The organism is Leucobacter celer subsp. astrifaciens (assembly GCF_001273835.1).
Classification (GTDB): domain Bacteria; phylum Actinomycetota; class Actinomycetes; order Actinomycetales; family Microbacteriaceae; genus Leucobacter; species Leucobacter celer.
On record NZ_JHEI01000136.1, the window covers coordinates 207,337 to 225,804 of the forward strand.

General features: G+C 70.7%; 16 protein-coding genes. 9 read left to right on the plus strand and 7 right to left on the minus strand.

The genetic code is table 11. The features are described 5' to 3' along the window. Positions 1 to 18 precede the first annotated feature (18 nt). From AMS65_RS09105 to AMS65_RS09115, 3 genes are all read left to right on the plus strand, one after another. Complete coding sequence (locus tag AMS65_RS09105) at positions 19 to 1,371, plus strand: Mur ligase family protein (protein WP_053383848.1); 1,353 nt, start codon at positions 19 to 21, stop codon at positions 1,369 to 1,371. Beyond that, positions 1,368 to 2,093 (plus strand): type 1 glutamine amidotransferase, encoded by a 726-nt coding sequence (locus AMS65_RS09110; protein ID WP_394324725.1) that lies wholly within the window; start codon positions 1,368 to 1,370, stop codon positions 2,091 to 2,093. The genes AMS65_RS09105 and AMS65_RS09110 overlap by 4 nt, the downstream gene beginning before the upstream one ends. Before the next feature lie 97 nt (positions 2,094 to 2,190). After that, positions 2,191 to 2,748, plus strand: coding sequence for a YceI family protein (locus AMS65_RS09115; protein WP_053383849.1), 558 nt, complete (start codon positions 2,191 to 2,193; stop codon positions 2,746 to 2,748). A gap of 101 nt (positions 2,749 to 2,849) precedes the next feature. Here AMS65_RS09115 and AMS65_RS09120 read toward each other — a convergent pair whose 3' ends face one another. Genes AMS65_RS09120 through AMS65_RS09130 form a run of 3 tightly spaced genes read right to left on the minus strand, consistent with a single transcriptional unit; the run spans position 2,850 to position 5,689 of the window. After that, positions 2,850 to 3,917, minus strand: coding sequence for an FUSC family protein (locus AMS65_RS09120; RefSeq protein ID WP_075200931.1), 1,068 nt, complete (start codon positions 3,915 to 3,917; stop codon positions 2,850 to 2,852). Positions 3,918 to 3,930: 13 nt separating this feature from the next. Further along, positions 3,931 to 4,980, minus strand: coding sequence for an App1 family protein (locus AMS65_RS09125; protein ID WP_083451580.1), 1,050 nt, complete (start codon positions 4,978 to 4,980; stop codon positions 3,931 to 3,933). Positions 4,981 to 5,026: 46 nt separating this feature from the next. After that, positions 5,027 to 5,689, minus strand: coding sequence for a DedA family protein (locus AMS65_RS09130; RefSeq protein WP_053383850.1), 663 nt, complete (start codon positions 5,687 to 5,689; stop codon positions 5,027 to 5,029). 258 nt (positions 5,690 to 5,947) lie between these two features. Here AMS65_RS09130 and AMS65_RS09135 point away from each other — a divergent pair, with 258 nt between their 5' ends. From AMS65_RS09135 to cydC, 4 genes are all read left to right on the plus strand, one after another. Then, positions 5,948 to 7,387 carry a cytochrome ubiquinol oxidase subunit I gene (locus AMS65_RS09135; protein WP_053383851.1) on the plus strand — a complete coding sequence of 480 codons (1,440 nt, stop codon included), beginning with the start codon at positions 5,948 to 5,950 and terminating at the stop codon, positions 7,385 to 7,387. Positions 7,388 to 7,399: 12 nt separating this feature from the next. Beyond that, on the plus strand, positions 7,400 to 8,428 hold the full coding sequence (cydB, locus tag AMS65_RS09140) for a cytochrome d ubiquinol oxidase subunit II (protein WP_053383852.1): 1,029 nt from the start codon (positions 7,400 to 7,402) through the stop codon (positions 8,426 to 8,428). 67 nt (positions 8,429 to 8,495) lie between these two features. Next, positions 8,496 to 10,265, plus strand: coding sequence for a thiol reductant ABC exporter subunit CydD (cydD, locus tag AMS65_RS09145; RefSeq protein WP_053383853.1), 1,770 nt, complete (start codon positions 8,496 to 8,498; stop codon positions 10,263 to 10,265). Continuing rightward, on the plus strand, positions 10,262 to 11,965 hold the full coding sequence (cydC, locus tag AMS65_RS09150; protein ID WP_053383854.1) for a thiol reductant ABC exporter subunit CydC: 1,704 nt from the start codon (positions 10,262 to 10,264) through the stop codon (positions 11,963 to 11,965). The genes cydD and cydC overlap by 4 nt, the downstream gene beginning before the upstream one ends. Positions 11,966 to 11,988: 23 nt before the next feature. Here the strand turns inward: cydC and AMS65_RS09155 are convergent, their stop codons facing one another. The 3 genes from AMS65_RS09155 to AMS65_RS09165 are packed head-to-tail and all read right to left on the minus strand — an operon-like array spanning position 11,989 to position 14,097. Next, positions 11,989 to 12,222: a hypothetical protein gene (locus AMS65_RS09155; protein WP_053383855.1), complete on the minus strand. Its 234-nt coding sequence runs from the start codon at positions 12,220 to 12,222 to the stop codon at positions 11,989 to 11,991. A 1-nt stretch (position 12,223) separates the two neighbouring features. Next, the gene (locus tag AMS65_RS09160; protein ID WP_053383856.1) at positions 12,224 to 13,201 is read right to left on the minus strand and encodes an SPFH domain-containing protein; all 978 of its coding nucleotides are present in this window, start codon (positions 13,199 to 13,201) and stop codon (positions 12,224 to 12,226) included. 47 nt (positions 13,202 to 13,248) lie between these two features. Further along, positions 13,249 to 14,097, minus strand: coding sequence for an aminotransferase class IV (locus tag AMS65_RS09165; protein WP_157502183.1), 849 nt, complete (start codon positions 14,095 to 14,097; stop codon positions 13,249 to 13,251). A 51-nt stretch (positions 14,098 to 14,148) separates the two neighbouring features. Between AMS65_RS09165 and AMS65_RS09170 the strand changes: the two genes are divergently transcribed. Continuing rightward, positions 14,149 to 15,450, plus strand: coding sequence for an anthranilate synthase component I family protein (locus AMS65_RS09170; protein ID WP_053383858.1), 1,302 nt, complete (start codon positions 14,149 to 14,151; stop codon positions 15,448 to 15,450). A gap of 21 nt (positions 15,451 to 15,471) precedes the next feature. Here AMS65_RS09170 and AMS65_RS09175 read toward each other — a convergent pair whose 3' ends face one another. Next, positions 15,472 to 15,756 (minus strand): ArsR/SmtB family transcription factor, encoded by a 285-nt coding sequence (locus AMS65_RS09175; RefSeq protein WP_083451581.1) that lies wholly within the window; start codon positions 15,754 to 15,756, stop codon positions 15,472 to 15,474. Positions 15,757 to 15,913: 157 nt separating this feature from the next. Here AMS65_RS09175 and leuS point away from each other — a divergent pair, with 157 nt between their 5' ends. Beyond that, positions 15,914 to 18,436, plus strand: a complete 2,523-nt coding sequence (gene leuS, locus AMS65_RS09180; protein WP_053384133.1) for a leucine--tRNA ligase — start codon at positions 15,914 to 15,916, stop codon at positions 18,434 to 18,436. Positions 18,437 to 18,468: the final 32 nt, after the last annotated feature.

Genomic DNA, 18,468 nt, shown 5'->3' on the forward strand with positions numbered 1-18,468 from the left:
CGCCGCTAGGCTTGACGCATGCGTGATTTCCTCTCGGCCGCCATCGGCAAGACGGTACGGCAGATCGCGCGGCTGCGGGGCGGCGGATCCGCGCTTCCCGGTCTGGTCGTGGAGAAGCTGGATCCCGGGTTCCTCGCCCGCGTGCTCGGGCGCCTGCCGTACGGCGTGGTCGCGGTGAGCGGCACCAACGGCAAGACCACCACCACGAAGATGATCGTGGAGATGCTCGAGGCGCAGGGTCTCAGGGTCTTCACGAACCGCACCGGTTCGAACTTCTCGCGCGGTGTGGTCGCCGCAGCGATTCAGGAGTGCTCGGTCGGCGGCAGACTCGACGCCGACATCGCGGTGCTCGAACTGGATGAGGCGCACGCGATGTACTTCATCGACCGGGTGCCGCCGCGCTTCACCCTGCTGCTCAACGTGCTGCGGGATCAGCTCGACCGCTTCGGCGAGATCGATGCGACGGCGAAGCTGCTGCAGCGCATCGCCGATGCCACCACGGAGGGACTCGTGGTGAACCGCGAGGACCGGCTCGTCGCGGCGATCGGGGAGCGCACCCGCGAGCGCGCGGGCGGGCCCGGGGTGCACGGCTTCGGGCTCTCCGATGCGCTGCTGTCGACGTTCCCCAGCGACGACGACTTCCACGCCGCCCCGGTCGCCGCCGCGGTCCCGGAGCGGGGCGAAGCCGACGTCACGCTCGTGGAGCTCGGCGATCACGAGGCGGTGTTCCGCATCGAGGGCGCCGATCACCGCACCTCGCTCAAGCTCGAGGGCCTCTACAACACCTTCAATGCGGCGTCGGCGCTCGTCACGGTGCGCATGATCCTCGAGGCGGGTCCGCTCGCGGGGCTCTCCGCGGGCCCGGCCGCGGGATCCGCGCCGCGCCCGACGACCGAGGCGATCCTCGCGGCCCTCGCCGAGGTGCGGCCGGCGTTCGGTCGTGGCGAGCGGCTGATGCTCGACGGGCAGCCGCTCGAACTGGTGCTGGTGAAGAACCCGGCCGGCTTCCGGCTCGGGCTCGCCTCCTTCGACCCGAGCGGGGTGGCCGTGATGATCGCGATCAACGACCAGTACGCCGACGGGCGCGACATGTCCTGGCTGTGGGACGTCGATTTCACCTCGCTCGCCGAGGGCGGCGTCGACACGGTCAGCGGCACGCGGGCGTGGGACATGGCGCTGCGCCTGGAGCACGACGAGGTGCCGGTGGGGCACGTCGAGGAGGACCTGGGCCGCGCGCTGCGCGAGTTCCGGGAGCGCACCATGCCCGCGGGCGACGCCGGCGACCCGCGACGCATCTACTGCACCTATACGGCCATGCTCGAGCTGCGGCGGGCGCTCGCGGAGCTGACCGACGTGGAGGACATCTGGTGAGTGAGCAGCAGGAGCTGACGATCGTGTCGCTGTACCCGCGCGACATGAACATCTACGGGGATCGCGGCAATGTGCTCTCCCTCGTGCGTCGGGCGCGGGCGCAGGGGTATGCGCCGCGCGTGGTCGAGGTCAACCCCGGCGACGCGCTGCCCGAGACCGTGGACATCGTGATCGGCGGCGGCGGGCAGGACTCGGGCCAGGGGCGCGTGGCGAAGGACCTCGCGGCGCGAGCCGACGAGATCCGGGCGCTCGCGAACGACGGCACGCCCATGCTCATGATCTGCGGGCTCTACCAGCTCTTCGGCCACCGCTTCGTGACGCACACGGGCGAGGAGCTCGCGGGTATCGGCGTGCTCGACGTGGAGACCCGCGGCGGCAGCGAGCGCATGATCGGCAACATCGTGCTCGAGTCCGAGGAGTTCGGCGAGATCATCGGGTACGAGAACCACAGCGGCAACACCACGCTGGGTTCGGGATCGCGCCCCCTCGGGAGGGTCACGCAGGGCGCGGGCAACAACCCCGATGACGGGCTGGAAGGGGCGCGTACGGGCAACGTGATCGGCAGCTATCTGCACGGTTCGCTGCTGCCGAAGAACCCGGCCCTCAGCGACTTCCTCATCGGCGAGGCGGCGCGCCGCCGCTACGGGAGCTTCGAGGCGATCGCGGGAGCGGACGAGACGGTGGAGCGGGCGCGGGAGAGCGCGAAGCGCCGTCCGCGCTGATCCCGCGCCGCGAAATTTCTTCACACCCGCGGGAATATGCATGCGCATGTATGAGTTGTGTTTCATCAGACCCACTCGTCGAATGAAAGGCACCTGAATGTCCATCACTGTAGAGCAGATCCCCGGTTACCGCGTCGGCACCTGGACGATCGATCCCACCCACTCCGAGGTCGGCTTCTCCGTGCGTCACCTCGCCATCAGCAAGGTCAAGGGCAAGTTCGAGCAGTTCGACGCGACGTTCGTGACCGCCGAGAACCCGCTCGACTCGAGTGTCCAGGCCACCGCCGAGGTCGCCTCGATCAACACGAACCAGGCCGACCGCGACGGCCACCTGCGCACGGGCGACTTCTTCGCCGCCGAGGAGCACCCGCAGCTGACCTTCGTCTCCACGGGCGTGCGTCAGGAGGGCGGCGACTTCAAGGTGGACGGAGACCTCACCATGCGCGGCGTGACGAAGCCCGTCACCTTCGACTTCGAGTTCGGCGGCTTCGGCGAGGACCCCTACGGCAACTACAAGGTCGGCTTCACCGCCACCGCCGTCGTCAAGCGCGAGGATTTCGGACTGACCTGGAATGCTCCGCTCGAAAAGGGCGGCCTGCTGCTCGGCTCCGACGTCACCATCACGCTCGACATTCAGGCGGCTCTGGCTCAGTAGCCGGAAGACGCGACGAGGGCGGGATCGGCTTCGGCCGGCCCCGCCCTCCTGCGTTACTCGAGCGCCGTGTTACTCGAGCGCCGTGCTACTCCAGCGCCGTGCTACTCCAGTTCCCCGGTGATCCGGCCGCGCACGCGGCGCAGATCCTCCATCAGCGATCCGATGAGCACCCAGTGATCGGGATGCGCCTGCGGGATCGTGTACGGCGCCGTGAGCGCCGGGGGTTCCTCGGCGTCCGGCTCCTGCGAGTCGGCGCGCACGAGCCGCTCGAGGTCGTGCGCGGCCCGGCGGATCTCCTCGACCATGCCCACGACCGAGGCGTCGGAGACGAGGTCGGGTTCGTAGAGATCGTAGACGGCCCGCGACATGCCGCCGATCTGCGTGACGATCGGCTGCAGCCGCTGGAACAGCGCATCGTCCTTCTCGAGGCCCGTCCAGTAGCGGCGGCTGCGCGGATTGAGCCGCAGGCTCTCCCTGGCCTGGCGCAGCAGGCCGTGCGCCCGCGTCCGCTCCGTCTGGAGCGCCCGGGCCTCGACGTGCATCTCCTCGAGCCAGTCGTCGTCGCGAGGCCGATCCAGCGCGTCGGCGATTCTCCGGAGGGCGGCCGCCGCGTGCTCGGTGAGCGACACGAGCGCCTCGTGCACGGGCAGTGTGCGCACGGGAGCGGCGACGAGCGCGTTCACGGCGACGCCGATGAGCGCGCCGATGAGGGTCTCGACCAGTCGCTCGATGCCGTAGTGCAGCTCGAGCCCGCCGAGCGCGATCATGAGCAGCGCGCTCACCACGATCTGATTGGCCGCGCTCGGTGTCATGCGCAGCAGCCAGCCGAGGGCGAGGCCGGCCACGAGCGCCGCGATGAACAGCCAGGAGTGCTGACCGAGGAACTCTCCCGTGAGCAGGGCCACGGCGACGCCGAGCAGTACGCCGACCACACGCTCCAAGCCCTTGCTGAGGGACTGGTCCACGTTGTCCTGCACCACGAGGAGGGCGGCGATCGCGCCGAAGATCGGCAGCTGGTCGGGGAAGACGAGCAGGCACGTGAACCACGCGATGATCATGGAGGCGAGGGTCTTCACCACCTGGATGAGCGGGGTCCGCTGCTCCGCCCGGATCCGGCTGGTGAGTCGGCGGGGCGCGCGCCACCACCCGGCGAGACGGTCGGGATTCACCGGGGCTCCGGGGTCACAGCAGTCCCAGCTTGCGCAGGTCCTCGCGCAGCGTGGCGCCGTCGGGCCCGTACACCCACGGCACGCCGCTGGTGCTGCGGTGCAGGTTGGCCTTCGAGCGTCCGCCCGCGAGCACGGCCTCCCCGATGGAGAGCTGTCTGATCAGCACCGCGGCGACGTTCTCGGGATGCGCGGTTGCGAACTCGTGATAGAGCTCCTCGTCGTGCTGCCCGTCGTCGCCGATGAGCACCCACTGCACGTCGGGGAACTCGGCTGCGAGCCGCTTGAGCTCGCGACGCTTGTGCTCCTTGCCGCTGCGGAACCACCGGTCGTGCGTGGGTCCCCAATCGGTGAGCAGCATCGGTCCCATGGGGTAGAGGTTGCGGGCGAGGAATCGGCTCAGCGCCGGCGCGGCGTTCCAGGCGCCCGTCGAGAGGTAGACGACCGGGGAGCCGGGGTGGTTCGCGACGAGATGGTCGAGCATCACGGCCATGCCGGGCGTGGCGGATCGGGCGTGCTCGTCGAGCACGAAGCTGTTCCAGGCGGCGACGAACGGCCGCGGCAGCGCCGTGATGAGGATCGTGTCGTCGATGTCGGAGATGACGCCGATGCGCGCCTTCGGGTCGAGCACCTTGATGGGGGCGTCGGCGGCCTCGCTGTCTCCCGCCTGCAGCGTGAGCGTGTGCCAGCCGGGGGAGAGCGAGACCGGAACGATCGAGTCGATCACGCCGCCCCGATCGGCCACGACCTCGGTCACGGGTTCGCCGTCGATGAGCACCCGCACGGGCTGGTGCGGCACCGAGAGGCTGGTGAAGGTGCGCCAGCCGCGCACGCGGGAGACCTCGGCGACGTCGGGCCTGAAGCGCGTGTGCTCCCGACTCTCCGGCTTCAGGTACAGCACGCGCCCGAGCACGCGCACCCAGTCGGTGCTGCCGTAGCCGATGTACGGGATCACCGACGGCTTCTTGCCGCGGGCGATGGCGCGACGGGCGCGGCGCACGTGCAGCCAGTCCTCCAGGCGGGCCGCGAAACGGGGCCGGGAATCGGGCTGTGCGTTCGAAGTCACCCCGCCAGTCTAGACGTGCGGCGCGGTCGGCCAGACGACGGCGGGGCTACTCGTCGCCGGTGTCCTCGCCCGCGAGGCGCATGTGCTCGCGCTCCCGCCGCAGGAACGCGCGCTTGACGGCCCACAGCGCGAGCACCACCACCGCCGCGGCGCCCGCGAAGATGAAGCCGGCGCCCTTCACCCGTCCGGCCAGCTGCTCGTAGCCGGCCGCCGCGCCGGCTCCGAGCGAGACGACGAGCAGCGCCCAGACGATGCTCGCCGAGGCGGTCCACGCGAGGAAGACGCGGTAGCGCATGCCGGCCATGCCCGCGGTGAGCGGGATCAGCGAGTGCAGGACGGGGAGGAATCGGGAGAGGAACACGGCGATTCCGCCGCGCTCGCCGAGGTAGTGCTCCGCGATCCGCCAGTTGCGCTCGCCCAGGCGCCGTCCGGCGCGGCTGGCGCGCAGCCGGGGTCCCGCCCATCGCCCGAGCGCGAATCCGATGCTCTCGCCGGCGACGGCGCCGAGCACGAGCGCGGCGACGAGCCAGAAGAACTGCGCGGGGGTCGTCACCCCCACGGAGGCGACGAGGGCGATCGTGTCGCCGGGCACCACGAGACCGACGAAGACCGAGGTCTCGAGCATCATGCCGAAGCCGGCGATGAGCGTGCGCAACACGGGATCGAGGTCGCGTACCGCCTCGATCAGGGTGCTGAGCAGTTCCGTCACCGCACCGAGTGTATCGGAGGGTGCTCGGACGCTCCCGGGACCGCTCGGCGAAGTGGCTCGACGTCGAACGAAATATTTCTCGAGGCCGAGTGAAAAGTAGTTCGACATCGAATCGCATTCGCAGCGGATTCACAGAAAAGATAAAATGGGATCGGCCGGTCGTCGACCGGCAGCTCCGGCGAGAATCACATCTCGTGGCGGATCTCACTAAGGGAGTGCACCCTTGGTGGGGTGCGGCCCTTCGTTCTGGAGCGATACATGAACGAATTCCTCGACCCGTTGATCCTGGCCAGGTGGCAGTTCGGGCTGACGACGCTGTACCACTTCATCTTCGTGCCGCTGACGATCGGGATGGCGCTGCTCGTGGCGATCCTGCAGACCGCGTGGGTGCGCACCGGCAAGGTGAAGTATCTGCGCCTCACCCGCCTCTTCGGCAAGATCTTCCTCATCAACTTCGCCATGGGCGTCGTCACCGGCATCGTGCAGGAGTTCCAGTTCGGCATGAACTGGTCGAACTACTCGCGCTTCGTCGGCGACATCTTCGGCGCCCCGCTGGCGATGGAGGGGCTCATCGCCTTCTTCTTCGAGGCGACCTTCATCGGCCTGTGGATCTTCGGCTGGGACAAGCTGCCGAAGAAGGTGCACCTGCTCACCATCTGGATGGTCTGGGTCGGCACCGTGCTCTCGGCCTACTTCATCCTCGCGGCCAACGCGTTCATGCAGAACCCCGTCGGCTTCGAGATCAACGAGGAGCGCGGCCGCGCCGAGCTGCAGGACATCGGGGCCGTGCTCATGAACCCGGTTGCGGTGACCCAGTTCCCGCACACGATCTTCGCCGCGACCATGTTCGCCGGCGTGGTGATGGTGGCGGTGGCCGCCTGGCATCTGCAGCGGGGGCAGTTCGTCGACGAGATGCGCACCGCGCTGCGCTTCGGCGCCTGGACCAACATCATCGCCTTCATGGGCGTCGGCTTCACCGGGCACTCCCTCGGCATGGTCATGACCGAGACCCAGCCCATGAAGATGGCCGCGGCCGAGGCGCTGTACGAGAACGCCTCGGGAGCCGACGCCTCGTTCTCGATCTTCAGCCTGGGCACGCCCGACGGAGCGCACGAGATCTTCTCGATCCGCATCCCCTACCTGCTCTCCTTCCTCTCGAACGGCACCTTCGACGGCAGCGTCGAGGGCATCCGGGATCTGCAGGCCGAGTACGAGGCGATGTACTGCGGCGCCGACTCGCTGCTCACCTGCCCGAGCGACGGGCAGTTCGCGCCCATCATCTGGGTGACCTACTGGGCGTTCCGCTGGATGATCGGCCTCGGCGCGCTCGCGGCGCTCGTCTCCGCCGTGGGCCTCTGGATCACCCGGAAGAACACCGACCTTCCCACCTGGGTGTGGAAGGTCGCGATCTGGTCGGCCCCGCTGCCGATGATGGCCTCGCTCGTGGGCTGGATCTTCACCGAGATGGGGCGTCAGCCCTGGATCGTGTTCGGGGTGATGACGACCGAGCAGGGCGTCTCTCCGGGAGTGCCCGGCTGGGCCGTGCTCACCTCGCTGCTCGTGTTCACGCTGGTCTACGGCGCCCTCGCGGTGCTCGAGTTCAAGCTGATCACGAAGGCCGCGAAGGAAGGGCCTCCGGAGATCGAGCAGGACGACAGCGGCGAACCCGACCAGCAGCGGCTGGCGACGGTGTACTAGGAGAAGCGGAACATGGACCTCACGACACTCTGGTTCTTCATCGTCGGCGCGATGCTCATCGGGTACTTCGTGCTCGACGGCTTCGACTTCGGCGTGGGCATGTCGCTGCCCTTCCTCGGCCGGGACGACACCGACCGCCGCGTCATCATCAACACGATCGGCCCGGTCTGGGACCTCAACGAGACCTGGCTCATCGTGGCGGGCGCCGCGCTCTTCGCGGCGTTCCCCGAGTGGTACGCGACGATGTTCTCGGGCTTCTACCTGGCGCTGCTCGTGATCCTCGTCGCCCTCATCCTGCGCGGCGTCTCCTTCGAGTACCGCCACCAGGGCAAGGGCGAGCAGTGGACGCGCTGGTTCGACCAGTTCATCTTCTGGGGATCGGTCGTGCCGCCCCTGCTGTGGGGCGTCGCCTTCGCGAACCTCGCCCAGGGCCTGCCCATCGTGCCGCTCGAGAACGGCGGCTGGATCTACGAGGGCACGCTGCTGACCCTGCTCAACCCCTACGGTCTGCTCGGCGGGCTCACGATGCTGCTGATCACCTTCACGCACGGGCTCGTGTTCGTATCGCTGAAGACCACGGGCGAGATGCGGGATCGCGCGCGGGCCCTCGCCACCCGGGTGGGAGTCGGCGCCATCCTCGCCGGAGCGGGGTTCCTGGCCTGGACGATCGTGCAGCACCTCGACAGCGAGACCCTGTGGGTGATCGTGCTCTGCGCGGCAGTGGCCGCGGTCTCGCTGATCGGCGGATGGGTCGCCAACCTGTTCGGGCGCGAGGGGTGGGCGTTCACCGGCAACGCGACGGCCATCGCCTTCGCGCTGCTGGCGGTGTTCATGGCGATGTTCCCCAACCTGATGTACTCGAGCATCGATCCCGCGTACTCGATGTCGATCGAGGGGGCGGCGAGTTCGCAGAAGACGCTCGAACTCATGACCTGGGTCGCCGGCTTCACGATGCCGCTGGTGCTCGCCTATCAGGGGTGGACCTACTGGGTCTTCCGCAAGCGCCTCACCCGGGAGGCGATCCCCACGGGGGCCCACTAGCCCGGCCGGCGGGCGGGCGGACGTCACGATCCGCCCGCCCGAAGCGACCCCAATAGGATTGAACCTGATGAAGCCTCTCGATCCGCGGCTGCTGCGTCACGCGCGAGCCGCACGCGGTGTGCTGCTGCTCGGCGCCCTGCTGGGGCTGCTGCGCACGGCCGCCATCCTCGCGTGGAGCTGGTGCCTGGCGCAGGCGCTGACCACCGCCGTGCTGCCGGTGCTCGGCGGAGCAGGGGGCGCCGCGGGCCGCATCGCGGAGGGCGCGTTCGCAGCGGATCGGCTCCCGCTGCTCGTCGCCGGTGCGCTCGCGGCCCTGTGCGTGCGCTCGGCGGCGTCGTGGGCCATGGACACGGTGGCCGCGCGCGGTGCCGTGCGGGTGAAGGCGCAGCTGCGGGCGGCGGCGCTCGACGCGCTCGATGCGCGCTCGCCGCTGGGGGATGCCGGGGGCTCTGGTGCTGCGGGTGCCGCCAGTGCTGCGGGGCCCTCCGACGCCGAACTCGCCACCGTGCTCGGCCGCGGGCTCGACGCGCTCGACGGATACTTCTCCGGCTATCTGCCGCAGCTGATCCTCACCGTCGTCGCCACGCCGCTGCTCGTCGCCGCGGTGCTGCTCGCCGATCCCGTGAGCGGGCTCACGGTACTCGTCGTCTTCCCGGTGATCCCGGTCTTCATGATCCTCATCGGGCTCGCGACGCAGGCGGTGCAGGATCGCCAGTGGACCCAGCTGCAGCACCTCTCCGCATCGTTCCTCGACGCGGTCTCGGGGCTCGCCACGCTCAAGATCTTCGGCCGCGAGCAGCGGCAGTCGGCGAGGATCGCGCGTGAGACCGAGGAGTACCGCTCCCGCACCATGAAGGTGCTGCGCGTCACGTTCCTCTCCGGCTTCGTGCTCGATCTGGCCGGCACCTTCTCCATCGCCCTCGTCGCGGTCACGGTGGGCACCCGCCTCGTGACCGGCGATTTCCCGCTCGGGCTCGGCCTCTTCGTGCTGCTGCTGCTGCCGGAGGTGTTCATCCCCATCCGGCAGGTGGGCGCCGCGTTCCACGCCTCCGCTGAGGGGCTCGCGGCCTCGAGCCGCGTGTTCGAGATCATCGGGAACGGCGCCGACGCTGCCCTGCGCCCTGTCGCCGACCCTGCCCCGCGCCGAGATCCCGATTCTCGTCGTGCACCGTCCGCGGAGGCGACGGGAAACGGGATCTCGGGCCAGATGCGTGCGGAGAGCGTCATCGGCTTCGACGGGGTGAGCATCTCCCGCGGCGGCAGGCAGGTGGTCGGGCCCGTGACCTTCGCGGTGGCCGCCGGGGAGTTCGTGGCGCTCGCCGGCCCGTCGGGCGCCGGCAAATCGACGCTGCTCGCCGCGCTGCTCGGGTTCGTGGACCCCGTGGAGGGACGGGTGTCGCTCGCGGGCGAGGCCGCCTGGTCCGGCCAGCGGCCGGGACTGTTGCAGGGCACGATCGCGCACAACGTGGCGCTGGGCTCCGAACGCCCCGATCCCGCGCTCGTGCGGCGCGCGCTCGCCGCGGCGGGCCTGCCCGACGCGGATCCCGAACGACTGCTCGGGGCCTCGGGATCCGGGATCTCGGGTGGACAGTCGCAGCGCGTGGCGATCGCCAGGGCGCTCTACCGCGCCTGGACGCGTGACTCCGCCGCGCTCCTGCTCGACGAGCCGAGTTCGGCTCTCGACGCCGCGGCCGAGGGGGCGGTCTGCCACGCGCTGCGCGCCGAGGCCGAGGCCGGTCGCGCGGTGCTCGTCGTGAGCCACCGGCAGGCGCTGCTGGCGGCCGCCGATCGTGTGGTGCGGATCGAGGCCGCGGCGCCAGTGGAGGCAGGTGCATGAGCGCCACGAGAACCACCGCCCTTTCGCCGCGTCGCGCCGTGCTCGATCGTGCGATGCCGTCACGGAGACGGCGGACGCCGGGCCTGCTGCTCGGCATCCTCTCCGACATCAGCGTGGTCGGCCTGCTCGGCCTCAGCATGTGGTTGATCGTGCGGGCGGCGGAGCAGCCGCCGATCCTGCACCTCACCTTCGCGATCGTGGGCGTGCGGGCGCTCGCCATCGGCCGCGCCGCCTTCCGCTACTCGGAGCGCCTGTTCAGCCACGATGCCGCGCTCGCGCAGCTCGCATCGCTGCGCGCGCAGACCTTCGAAGCGCTCGTGCCGCGCGTACCGGGCGCCGTCGAATCGCACCGGCGGGGCGAGGTGCTCGCCGCCTTCGTCGACGACGTGGACCAGCTGCAGGACGAGCCGCTGCGCGTGCGGCAGCCGCTGCTCGTGAGCGCCGTGGTCGTCGGACTCAGCGTGATCGTGGTGTCGCTCGTGTCGCCCGTCGCGGGTCTGGTGCTCGTCGGCGCCCTGCTGCTGAGCGGCGGAATCGCGATCCTGCTCGCCCGCCGCATGTCCGGGGCGCACGACCGCGATCTGAGCGACGCCCGCGCCGCGGTCGTCGACGCGCTGCTCGAGCGCTTCTCGGCCGCCGAGGTGCTCGCCGCATACGGCGCGCTGCCGCAGCAGCGCGCGCGGATCGCCGCGGCCGAGGCGAGGCTCTCCGAGGTGCAGCTGCGGCGCACCCGGTCGGCGGGACTCACCGGCGCCCTGCTGGCGCTCGGGGCCGGCCTGGCATCACTCGTCACCTTCTGGCTGCTGCTGCCCGGGCTGGGAGCGCAGGGCCTCTCCGCCCCGCTCGGTATTGATGCCGCGGGCCTCTCCGCCCCGCTCTTCGCCGCGGTGGTCGTCGTGCCCGCCGCCGTGTTCGAGGTCTTCGCCCAGGTGCCCGCCGCGCTCGCGGCCCGGCGCGCCGTCGAGGCGAGCGCCGACCGGGTCGCCGCGCTCACCGAGACGGCGCTGCCGGCCGAACTGGTGGTCGATGGGGCGCCGGGGGCACCCGCGGATCCCGATCCGGGAGCCCCGCTGCTCGCGGTGCACGAGCTGGCGGTGCGTCATCCCGGCGCCCCGCACGACGCCATCTCCGGTGTGGGCTTCGAACTGCGGGCGGGGGAGACGCTCGTGGTGACCGGCGAGAGCGGTGCCGGGAAGAGCACCCTCGCGCTGGCGCTCGTGCGGTTCCTGGCCTACACGGGGTCCTATCGGCTGCGCGGCGTCGAGGCGGACGAGCTGCCGGCGCCCGAGGTACGGCGCACGGTGGGGCTCTGCGAGCAGACGCCGCACCTCTTCGACGCCGACCTGCGGCAGAACCTGAAGTTCGCACGGGACACCGCGAGCGACGATGAGCTGATGGCCGCGCTCGAGCGGGTGGGTCTCGCCGAGTGGGCGCGGGATCGCGGCGGCCTCGACGCCCCCGTGGGCGAGCGCGGCGCGCTCGTCTCGGGCGGGCAGGCGCAGCGCATCGCGCTGGCGCGAGCGATCCTCGCCGACTTCCCGGTGGTGGTGCTCGACGAGCCCACGGCCGGCGTCGACCGCGAACTCGCCGACCGCCTGCTCACCGATCTGCTCGGCGCCGTGCCGGCGGATCGCGCGGTGATCCTCATCACGCACACCGAACTGCCGCCCGGGATCGCGGCCGGGCGCCTCGCGCTGTGAGGGCGGCGAAGGCCGGCAGCGGATCAGTCCTCGGCGTCGGCCTTGCGGGGTCGCCCTCGCCGCGGCATCGGCTTCGCTCCCGGGTCGCGCCCCGCTTCCGCGAGGGCGCGCCGCAGCAGCACCTCGATCTGGGCGTTCACCGAGCGCAGGTCGTCCGCGGCCCACTTCGCGACCGCCGCGTGCACAGCGGGATCCAGCCGCAGCAGCACCTGCTTCCTGCTGCTGCGGCCCGATCCTGCGCGCTCGTCCTGTGACATCTCAGCTGTAGAGGGAACCCGCGTTGATCACCGGCGTCGCCCGCTGGTCGCTCGTCAGCACGAGCAGGAGGTTCGACACCATCTGCGCTCGCCGCTCGTCGTCGAGCGAGACGATGCCCTCGTCGTCGAGACGGGTGAGCGCTTGGTCGACCATCGTCACCGCGCCCTCGACGATCTTCTCGCGCGCCGCGATGATCGCGCTCGCCTGTTGGCGCTGCAGCATGGCCTGGGCGATCTCGGGCGCGTAGGCGAGCGAGGAGATGCGCACCTCGAGCACCTCGAGGCCTGCGATGGCCACGCGCGCGGCGACTTCCTCGGCCAGCTCGGCGGAGACGAGGTCGGTGCTGCCGCGCAGCGACTGCTCACCGGGGCCGGGCTCGTCGTACGGGTGGGTCGTCGCGACGTGGCGGAGCGCGGCCTCGGCCTGGGTCTCGATGAACTCGTCGTACGCCTCGACGGCGAAGACGGCCTTGGCGGTGTCGGCGACCTGCCAGACGACGATGGCGGCGATGTGGATGGGGTTGCCGTCGGAGTCGTTGACCTTCAGCTCGTTGGTCTCGAAGTTGTGCACGCGAACGGAGACCTTGCGGCCCGTGGTGAAGGGGGCGACGAAGCTGATGCCGTTGTTGCGCACCGTGCCGACGTAGCGGCCGAAGAACTGCCGCACCGAGGTCTGGCCGGGCGCGACGATGGTGAACATCGTGAAGATGGGAACGGCCACGACGATGCACAGGATGCCGAGGGTCAGGAGGAACCCGCCCGACGCGTCGCCGCCGTCGAGCATCAGGCCGCCTCGGATGATGAGGGCCGCGCCGCCGGGGAGCGCGAGGACGCCCAGCAGGAACGCGGTGATGCCGGCCGCGCTGCCCTTGTGCCAGGCCGAGCGCTCGGAGATGTCGACGCGGATGCCGTCGTGGCCGACCGGCTCGGCGGCGACTGGTTCGAGGGGAGCGTCAGTCGGGTGGGGGCTGGCGGTCATGGCGATCTCCGTCTCTGTCTCGATCGATAAGTGCTATAAAAAAGATATCACTTTTTGATCGGCTGCCAAGTCTGGTCGAGCGCCTCGCGGAAGCAAGCGAGGCGCTGGGCGTCGGGTTCGGGCAGGACGACACCGTCGATGCTCGTGACCACGCGGATGCCGTGCAGCGCGTTCAGCGCCCACACCTCCCGCGGGGCGCGTTCCGCGCGGGGGAGCAGCTGCTCCACGGTGATGCCGCGCGGCTGTTGTTGCGGTTGCGGTTGCGGCTGTTGCTGCCCGATCCGGTACTGCGTTCCGGGGAGGCGGTTCGCGGTATCGATGACGAGACGTTCGGTCACCGATGGCACTCGCGCAGAGCTCCGGACGACCGCGCCGGATGCCTTGCGGTCCTCAGGATCGCCGGGCCACCAGAGCAGGCTCGTGGTCGCGCCCTCGAGCACGCCTCCGTCGCCGTCGAGCAGCAGCGCCTCCGCGCCGAGCTCCCGGTTCAGATCGGCGAGGCGGGTGATGTTCGGGCCCTTGCGCTGCGGGTGCTCGAGCCGCACGCCGGGAGCGCTGCGCAGCTCGATCGTGTCGCGCAGCTCGGGCAGGGGACGCAGCGCGAGGCCCGGCCCGGGATCGCCGCCGGGTTCGGCGGACTCGCGCAACTCGAGGCGGGGGAAGCCCTCGCCGTACGCCGCGATCCGCGGGAGCGCGTCGGCCAGGAAGGCGTCGACCCGGTGGATGATGCGCCGCGCCCCGGGGTCTTCCCCGGCGAGGCCGTGCGCGTCGAGCACGGCCCTCGTGAATCGCCGCAGGTGCAGATCCAGACCCCGCACCTCGGCCTCGCCCGTGCGCGGGTTCGCCCGCACCCGGAACGAGTCGGCGGCGAGCAATCGCGGTGATCCTGCAGACACGTGCTCACCCTATCGCGGCGGGTCGGCGACGCCGCTCGATACAGTGGTCTGGTGAGCGGGAGACGTGAGTGGGCGGGCGATGCTCCCTCCGCCGCGCATGCGCTGGCGGCGAGCGGGTCGGCCTGGTGCTGGCTCGACGGCGAGGGCGCGGCCCCCGGTGAACCGCGCGTGAGCTATCTCGGGATTGCGAGCGAGGTGCGGCTCGCCACCCGGGGCGGCGAGCGCGAGTTCCTCGCGGAGCTGCGCGGAGCGTTGCGGGGCGGGGATCCCGCTGGCGACGGCTTCCGCAGCGGCTGGGCGACCGCGCTCGGCTACGAGTTCGGGGTCGCGCTGCTCGGCCTCGATCCCGCGCCCGACTCCGCGGCGCCCGGAATCGCGCTGCGCCTCGACGCGGTGCTCGCCATCGACCACGATCGGGATCTGGCCGAGCTGCGCGGCGACCCCGAGGCCGTGGAACGCCTGGCCACGGCGCTGCACACGCCGGATCCGGATCCTGCTCCGGATCCCCATCCGCGACCGGCCCCCGGGCCCGTTGCCTGGCGTCGCGACGACCGCGAGTACGCGGCCGAGGTCGAGGCCTGCCGCGCGGCGATCCGCGACGGCGAGGCCTACGTGCTGTGCCTCACCGACACCGCCGAGGTGGACGGCGTCTTCGATCCGTTCGCCATCTACGAGCGCCTGCGCGCGAGCGGTGCCGCGGCTCGGGGCGGTGTCGTCGTGGCGGGGGATCGCGCCCTCGTGAGCGCGAGCCCGGAGCGCTTCCTCTCCGTGCGCGGTGCGCTGGTGGCGACCCATCCGATCAAAGGGACCCGGCCGCGCGGCGCAACGCCGGAGGAGGACGGCGCGCTCGCGGCGCAGCTGGCGAGCGACCCGAAGGAGCGCGCCGAGAACCTGATGATCGTGGATCTCATGCGCAACGACCTCAGCCGGATCTGCGAACCGGGATCGGTGGCGGTCGAGGGGTTCCTGCGCGTCGAGAGCCACCCCCACGTGCACCAGCTCGTCAGCACCGTCGTCGGCGAGCTGCGCGACTCAGCGGACGTCTTCGACGCGATCGAGGCCTGCTTCCCGGGCGGCTCGATGACGGGCGCGCCGAAGCGGCGCGCGGTCGAGATCCTCGCCGGGCTCGAAACGGGCCCGCGGGGGCTGTACTCCGGGTGCTTCGGCTGGATCGACCGGAGCGGCGACGCCGAGCTCGCGATGACGATCCGGGGCGTCGAGCTGCGCGGCGATCGGGCGCGCATCGGCGCGGGGGGAGGGATCACGGCCGACTCGCACGCCGCGAGCGAGGTGGCCGAGAAGCATCTGAAGGCGGCCTCGCTCATCGCCTCGCTCGAGGCGGTGCCGGGCTGACGCGATCCGCCTGGTCAGCCCTCACACTGTTCCCGCTCGGGATCGGTCCAGGCGCGCCAGGCGCTCGGTGCGCAGCTCGCAGCTGCGCACGCGCCCGACCTTGCGGCTGCGCACGAGCCCGGAGGCCTCAAGGGTGCGCACGTGCTTGAGGAACGACGGGAGCGACATGGGGAACTCCCGGGCCAGCTCGCCGACGCTCGCGGGTCCGAGGCCGAGCCGCTGCACGACGGCGCGGCGGGTGGGATCCGCGAGTGCGGAGAAGACGTCGTCGAGTCCGTCTTCTGCCGCGAGCGAATACTTATCCATATGGCTAAGTACTGGGGATCGCCGCCGCGAGCGCAAGCCGTCCGGCCCGGCATTCCGCTGACCCGCGAAGCGGTATCCTGGTACGGTGTGTGCCCGCGCAGCGGGCGATCCGAACGAGATCGAGGTGTGTGTGAGCGAGCGGCAAGCGAGCGACCAGTTGGACGCAGTCGAGCAGCAGGCGCGTGAGGCCGGGGGATACGACTTCAGGGCCATCCAGGAGCGCTGGCTCCCCGTCTGGGAGCAGCTGAAGCCCTTCGAGGTGGGCTCCGGCGACGGCGACCGCCCGCGCAAGTACGTGCTCGACATGTTCCCGTACCCCTCGGGAGATCTGCACATGGGCCACGCGGAGGCGTTCTGCTTCGGCGACGTGCTCGCCCGCTACTGGCGCGGCCGCGGCTACGACGTGCTGCACCCGATCGGCTGGGACTCCTTCGGGCTGCCCGCGGAGAACGCCGCCATCAAGCGCGGCGTCGACCCGCGCGAGTGGACCTACGCCAACATCGCCCAGCAGAAGGCGAGCTTCCGCGTCTACGCGCCCTCCTTCGACTGGAGCCGCGTGCTGCACACGAGCGACCCCGAGTACTACCGCTGGAACCAGTGGCTGTTCCTCAAGATGCACGAGAAGGGCCTCGCCTACCGCAAGGCCAGCTGGGTCAACTGGGATCCGGTGGATCAGACGGTGCTCGCGAATGAGCAGGTGCTGCCGGACGGCACCTCCGAGCGCTCTGGCGCGATGGTCGTCAAGAAGAAGCTCACGCAGTGGTACTTCCGCATCACCGACTACGCGGATCGCCTGCTCGACGACCTCGACCAGCTCGAAGGGCAGTGGCCCGCCAAGGTGCTGAACATGCAGCGCAACTGGATCGGGCGCTCGCGCGGCGCCGAGGTGGAGTTCGAGATCGAGGGCCGCGAGGAGAAGGTGCCGGTCTTCACGACCCGGCCCGACACGCTGCACGGCGCCACCTTCATGGTGGTCGCTCCTGATTCGGATCTGGCCGCTGAGCTGGCGGCGGGGGCCTCCGCCGAGGTGCGCATGCGGTTCCAGGCATACCTCGAGCAGACGCAGAAGCAGACCGAGATCGAGCGGCAGAGCGCCGATCGCGAGAAGACCGGCGTGTTCCTCGACCACTTCGCCGTGAACCCGGTGAACGGCGAGCGCATTCCCGTGTGGGCATCCGACTACGTGCTCGCCGACTACGGGCACGGCGCGATTATGGCCGTACCCGCGCACGATCAGCGCGACCTCGACTTCGCACGCCGCTTCGAACTGCCGGTGCGCGTGGTCGTCGATGTGCGCGACGCCGACGGCGAGCGGCTGCCCGATCCCGCGGAGAGCGGCATCGCGACCGCGGGGGACGGCGTACTGATCAACTCGGGCGAGCTCGACGGGCTCGACAAGGCCGCCGCCATCGCCAAGGCGATCGAGGTGCTCGAGGCCCGGGGAACGGGCCGCGCCGCCACCACCTACCGCCTGCGCGACTGGCTGATCTCGCGCCAGCGCTACTGGGGAACCCCGATCCCGATCCTGCACGGGGCCGACGGCTCGATGAAGCCGGTGGAGCAGTCCGCGCTGCCGGTGGAGCTGCCGGCCTCGGAGGGGCTCGATCTGAAGCCCAAGGGATCGTCGCCGCTGGGCGCCGCGACCGAGTGGGCCACGGTGGTCGATCCCGAGACCGGCGAGACCTGGACCCGGGATCCCGACACCATGGACACCTTCGTCGACAGTTCCTGGTACTACCTGCGATTCCTCTCGGCGACGGACGACACGCAGGCCTTCGACCCCGAACTGGCGCGCAAGTGGGGGTCGATCGATCAGTACGCGGGCGGCGTCGAGCACGCGATCCTGCACCTGCTCTACTCCCGCTTCATCACGAAGGTGCTGCACGATCTCGGCTACCTCGACTTCGAGGAGCCCTTCACCGCCCTGCTGAATCAGGGCATGGTGCTGCAGGACGGCGCGAAGATGTCGAAGTCGAAGGGCAACCTCGTCGAGTTCGCGAGCGAGCTGGGCGAGCACGGCGCCGACGCGCTGCGGGTCACCCTCGCGTTCGCCGGCCCGCCGGAGGACGACATCGACTGGGCCGACGTGTCGGTGCAGGGCTCGGCGAAGTTCCTGGCCCGCGCCTGGCGCGTGGCCGACGACGTGGAGCGCTCGGGCGCGCCGCTCGGCGTCGACTTCGCGGGTGGTGACCCGGAGCTGCGCAAGCACACCCACCATCTCCTCGCCGACGCCCCCGGGCTCGTCGAGGCGTACAAGTTCAACGTCGTCGTGGCCCGCCTCATGGACCAGGTGAACGTCACCCGCAAGGCCATCGACTCCGGGTGCGGTGCCGCCGACCCCGCGGTGCGCGAGTCCGCCGAGGCCATTGCGATGATCCTCTCGCTCTTCGCGCCCTACGCGTCCGAGGACATGTGGGCGAAGCTGGGCCACGAGCCCACCGTCGCCCTGGCCGTCTGGCCCGCCGCGGATCCCTCGCTGCTCGTCGAGGACGAGATCACGCTCGTGGTGCAGGTCGACGGCAAGGTGCGGGATCGCCTCACCCTGCCGGCCTCGGTAACCGCGGAGGACGCGGAGGCGGCCGCCCGGGCGTCGGCTGCCGTGCAGCGCTCCGTCGGCGACCGCGAGATCGTCAACGTGGTGGTGCGCGTGCCGAAGATCGTGAGCATCGTGACGCGCTGATCCGGCGATCCCCGCGTCTGCGAGCCCGCGTG

Excerpts from the sequence above, each read along its gene's own strand:
- AMS65_RS09105 (WP_053383848.1), top strand. The coding sequence starts at position 19 with ATGCGTGATTTCCTCTCGGCCGCCATCGGCAAGACGGTACGGCAGATC.
- AMS65_RS09115 (WP_053383849.1), top strand. The coding sequence starts at position 2,191 with ATGTCCATCACTGTAGAGCAGATCCCCGGTTACCGCGTCGGCACCTGG.
- AMS65_RS09135 (WP_053383851.1), top strand. The coding sequence starts at position 5,948 with ATGAACGAATTCCTCGACCCGTTGATCCTGGCCAGGTGGCAGTTCGGG.
- cydB (WP_053383852.1), top strand. The coding sequence starts at position 7,400 with ATGGACCTCACGACACTCTGGTTCTTCATCGTCGGCGCGATGCTCATC.
- cydD (WP_053383853.1), top strand. The coding sequence starts at position 8,496 with ATGAAGCCTCTCGATCCGCGGCTGCTGCGTCACGCGCGAGCCGCACGC.
- cydC (WP_053383854.1), top strand. The coding sequence starts at position 10,262 with ATGAGCGCCACGAGAACCACCGCCCTTTCGCCGCGTCGCGCCGTGCTC.
- AMS65_RS09155 (WP_053383855.1), bottom strand. The coding sequence starts at position 12,222 with ATGTCACAGGACGAGCGCGCAGGATCGGGCCGCAGCAGCAGGAAGCAG.
- AMS65_RS09160 (WP_053383856.1), bottom strand. The coding sequence starts at position 13,201 with ATGACCGCCAGCCCCCACCCGACTGACGCTCCCCTCGAACCAGTCGCC.
- AMS65_RS09175 (WP_083451581.1), bottom strand. The coding sequence starts at position 15,756 with ATGGATAAGTATTCGCTCGCGGCAGAAGACGGACTCGACGACGTCTTC.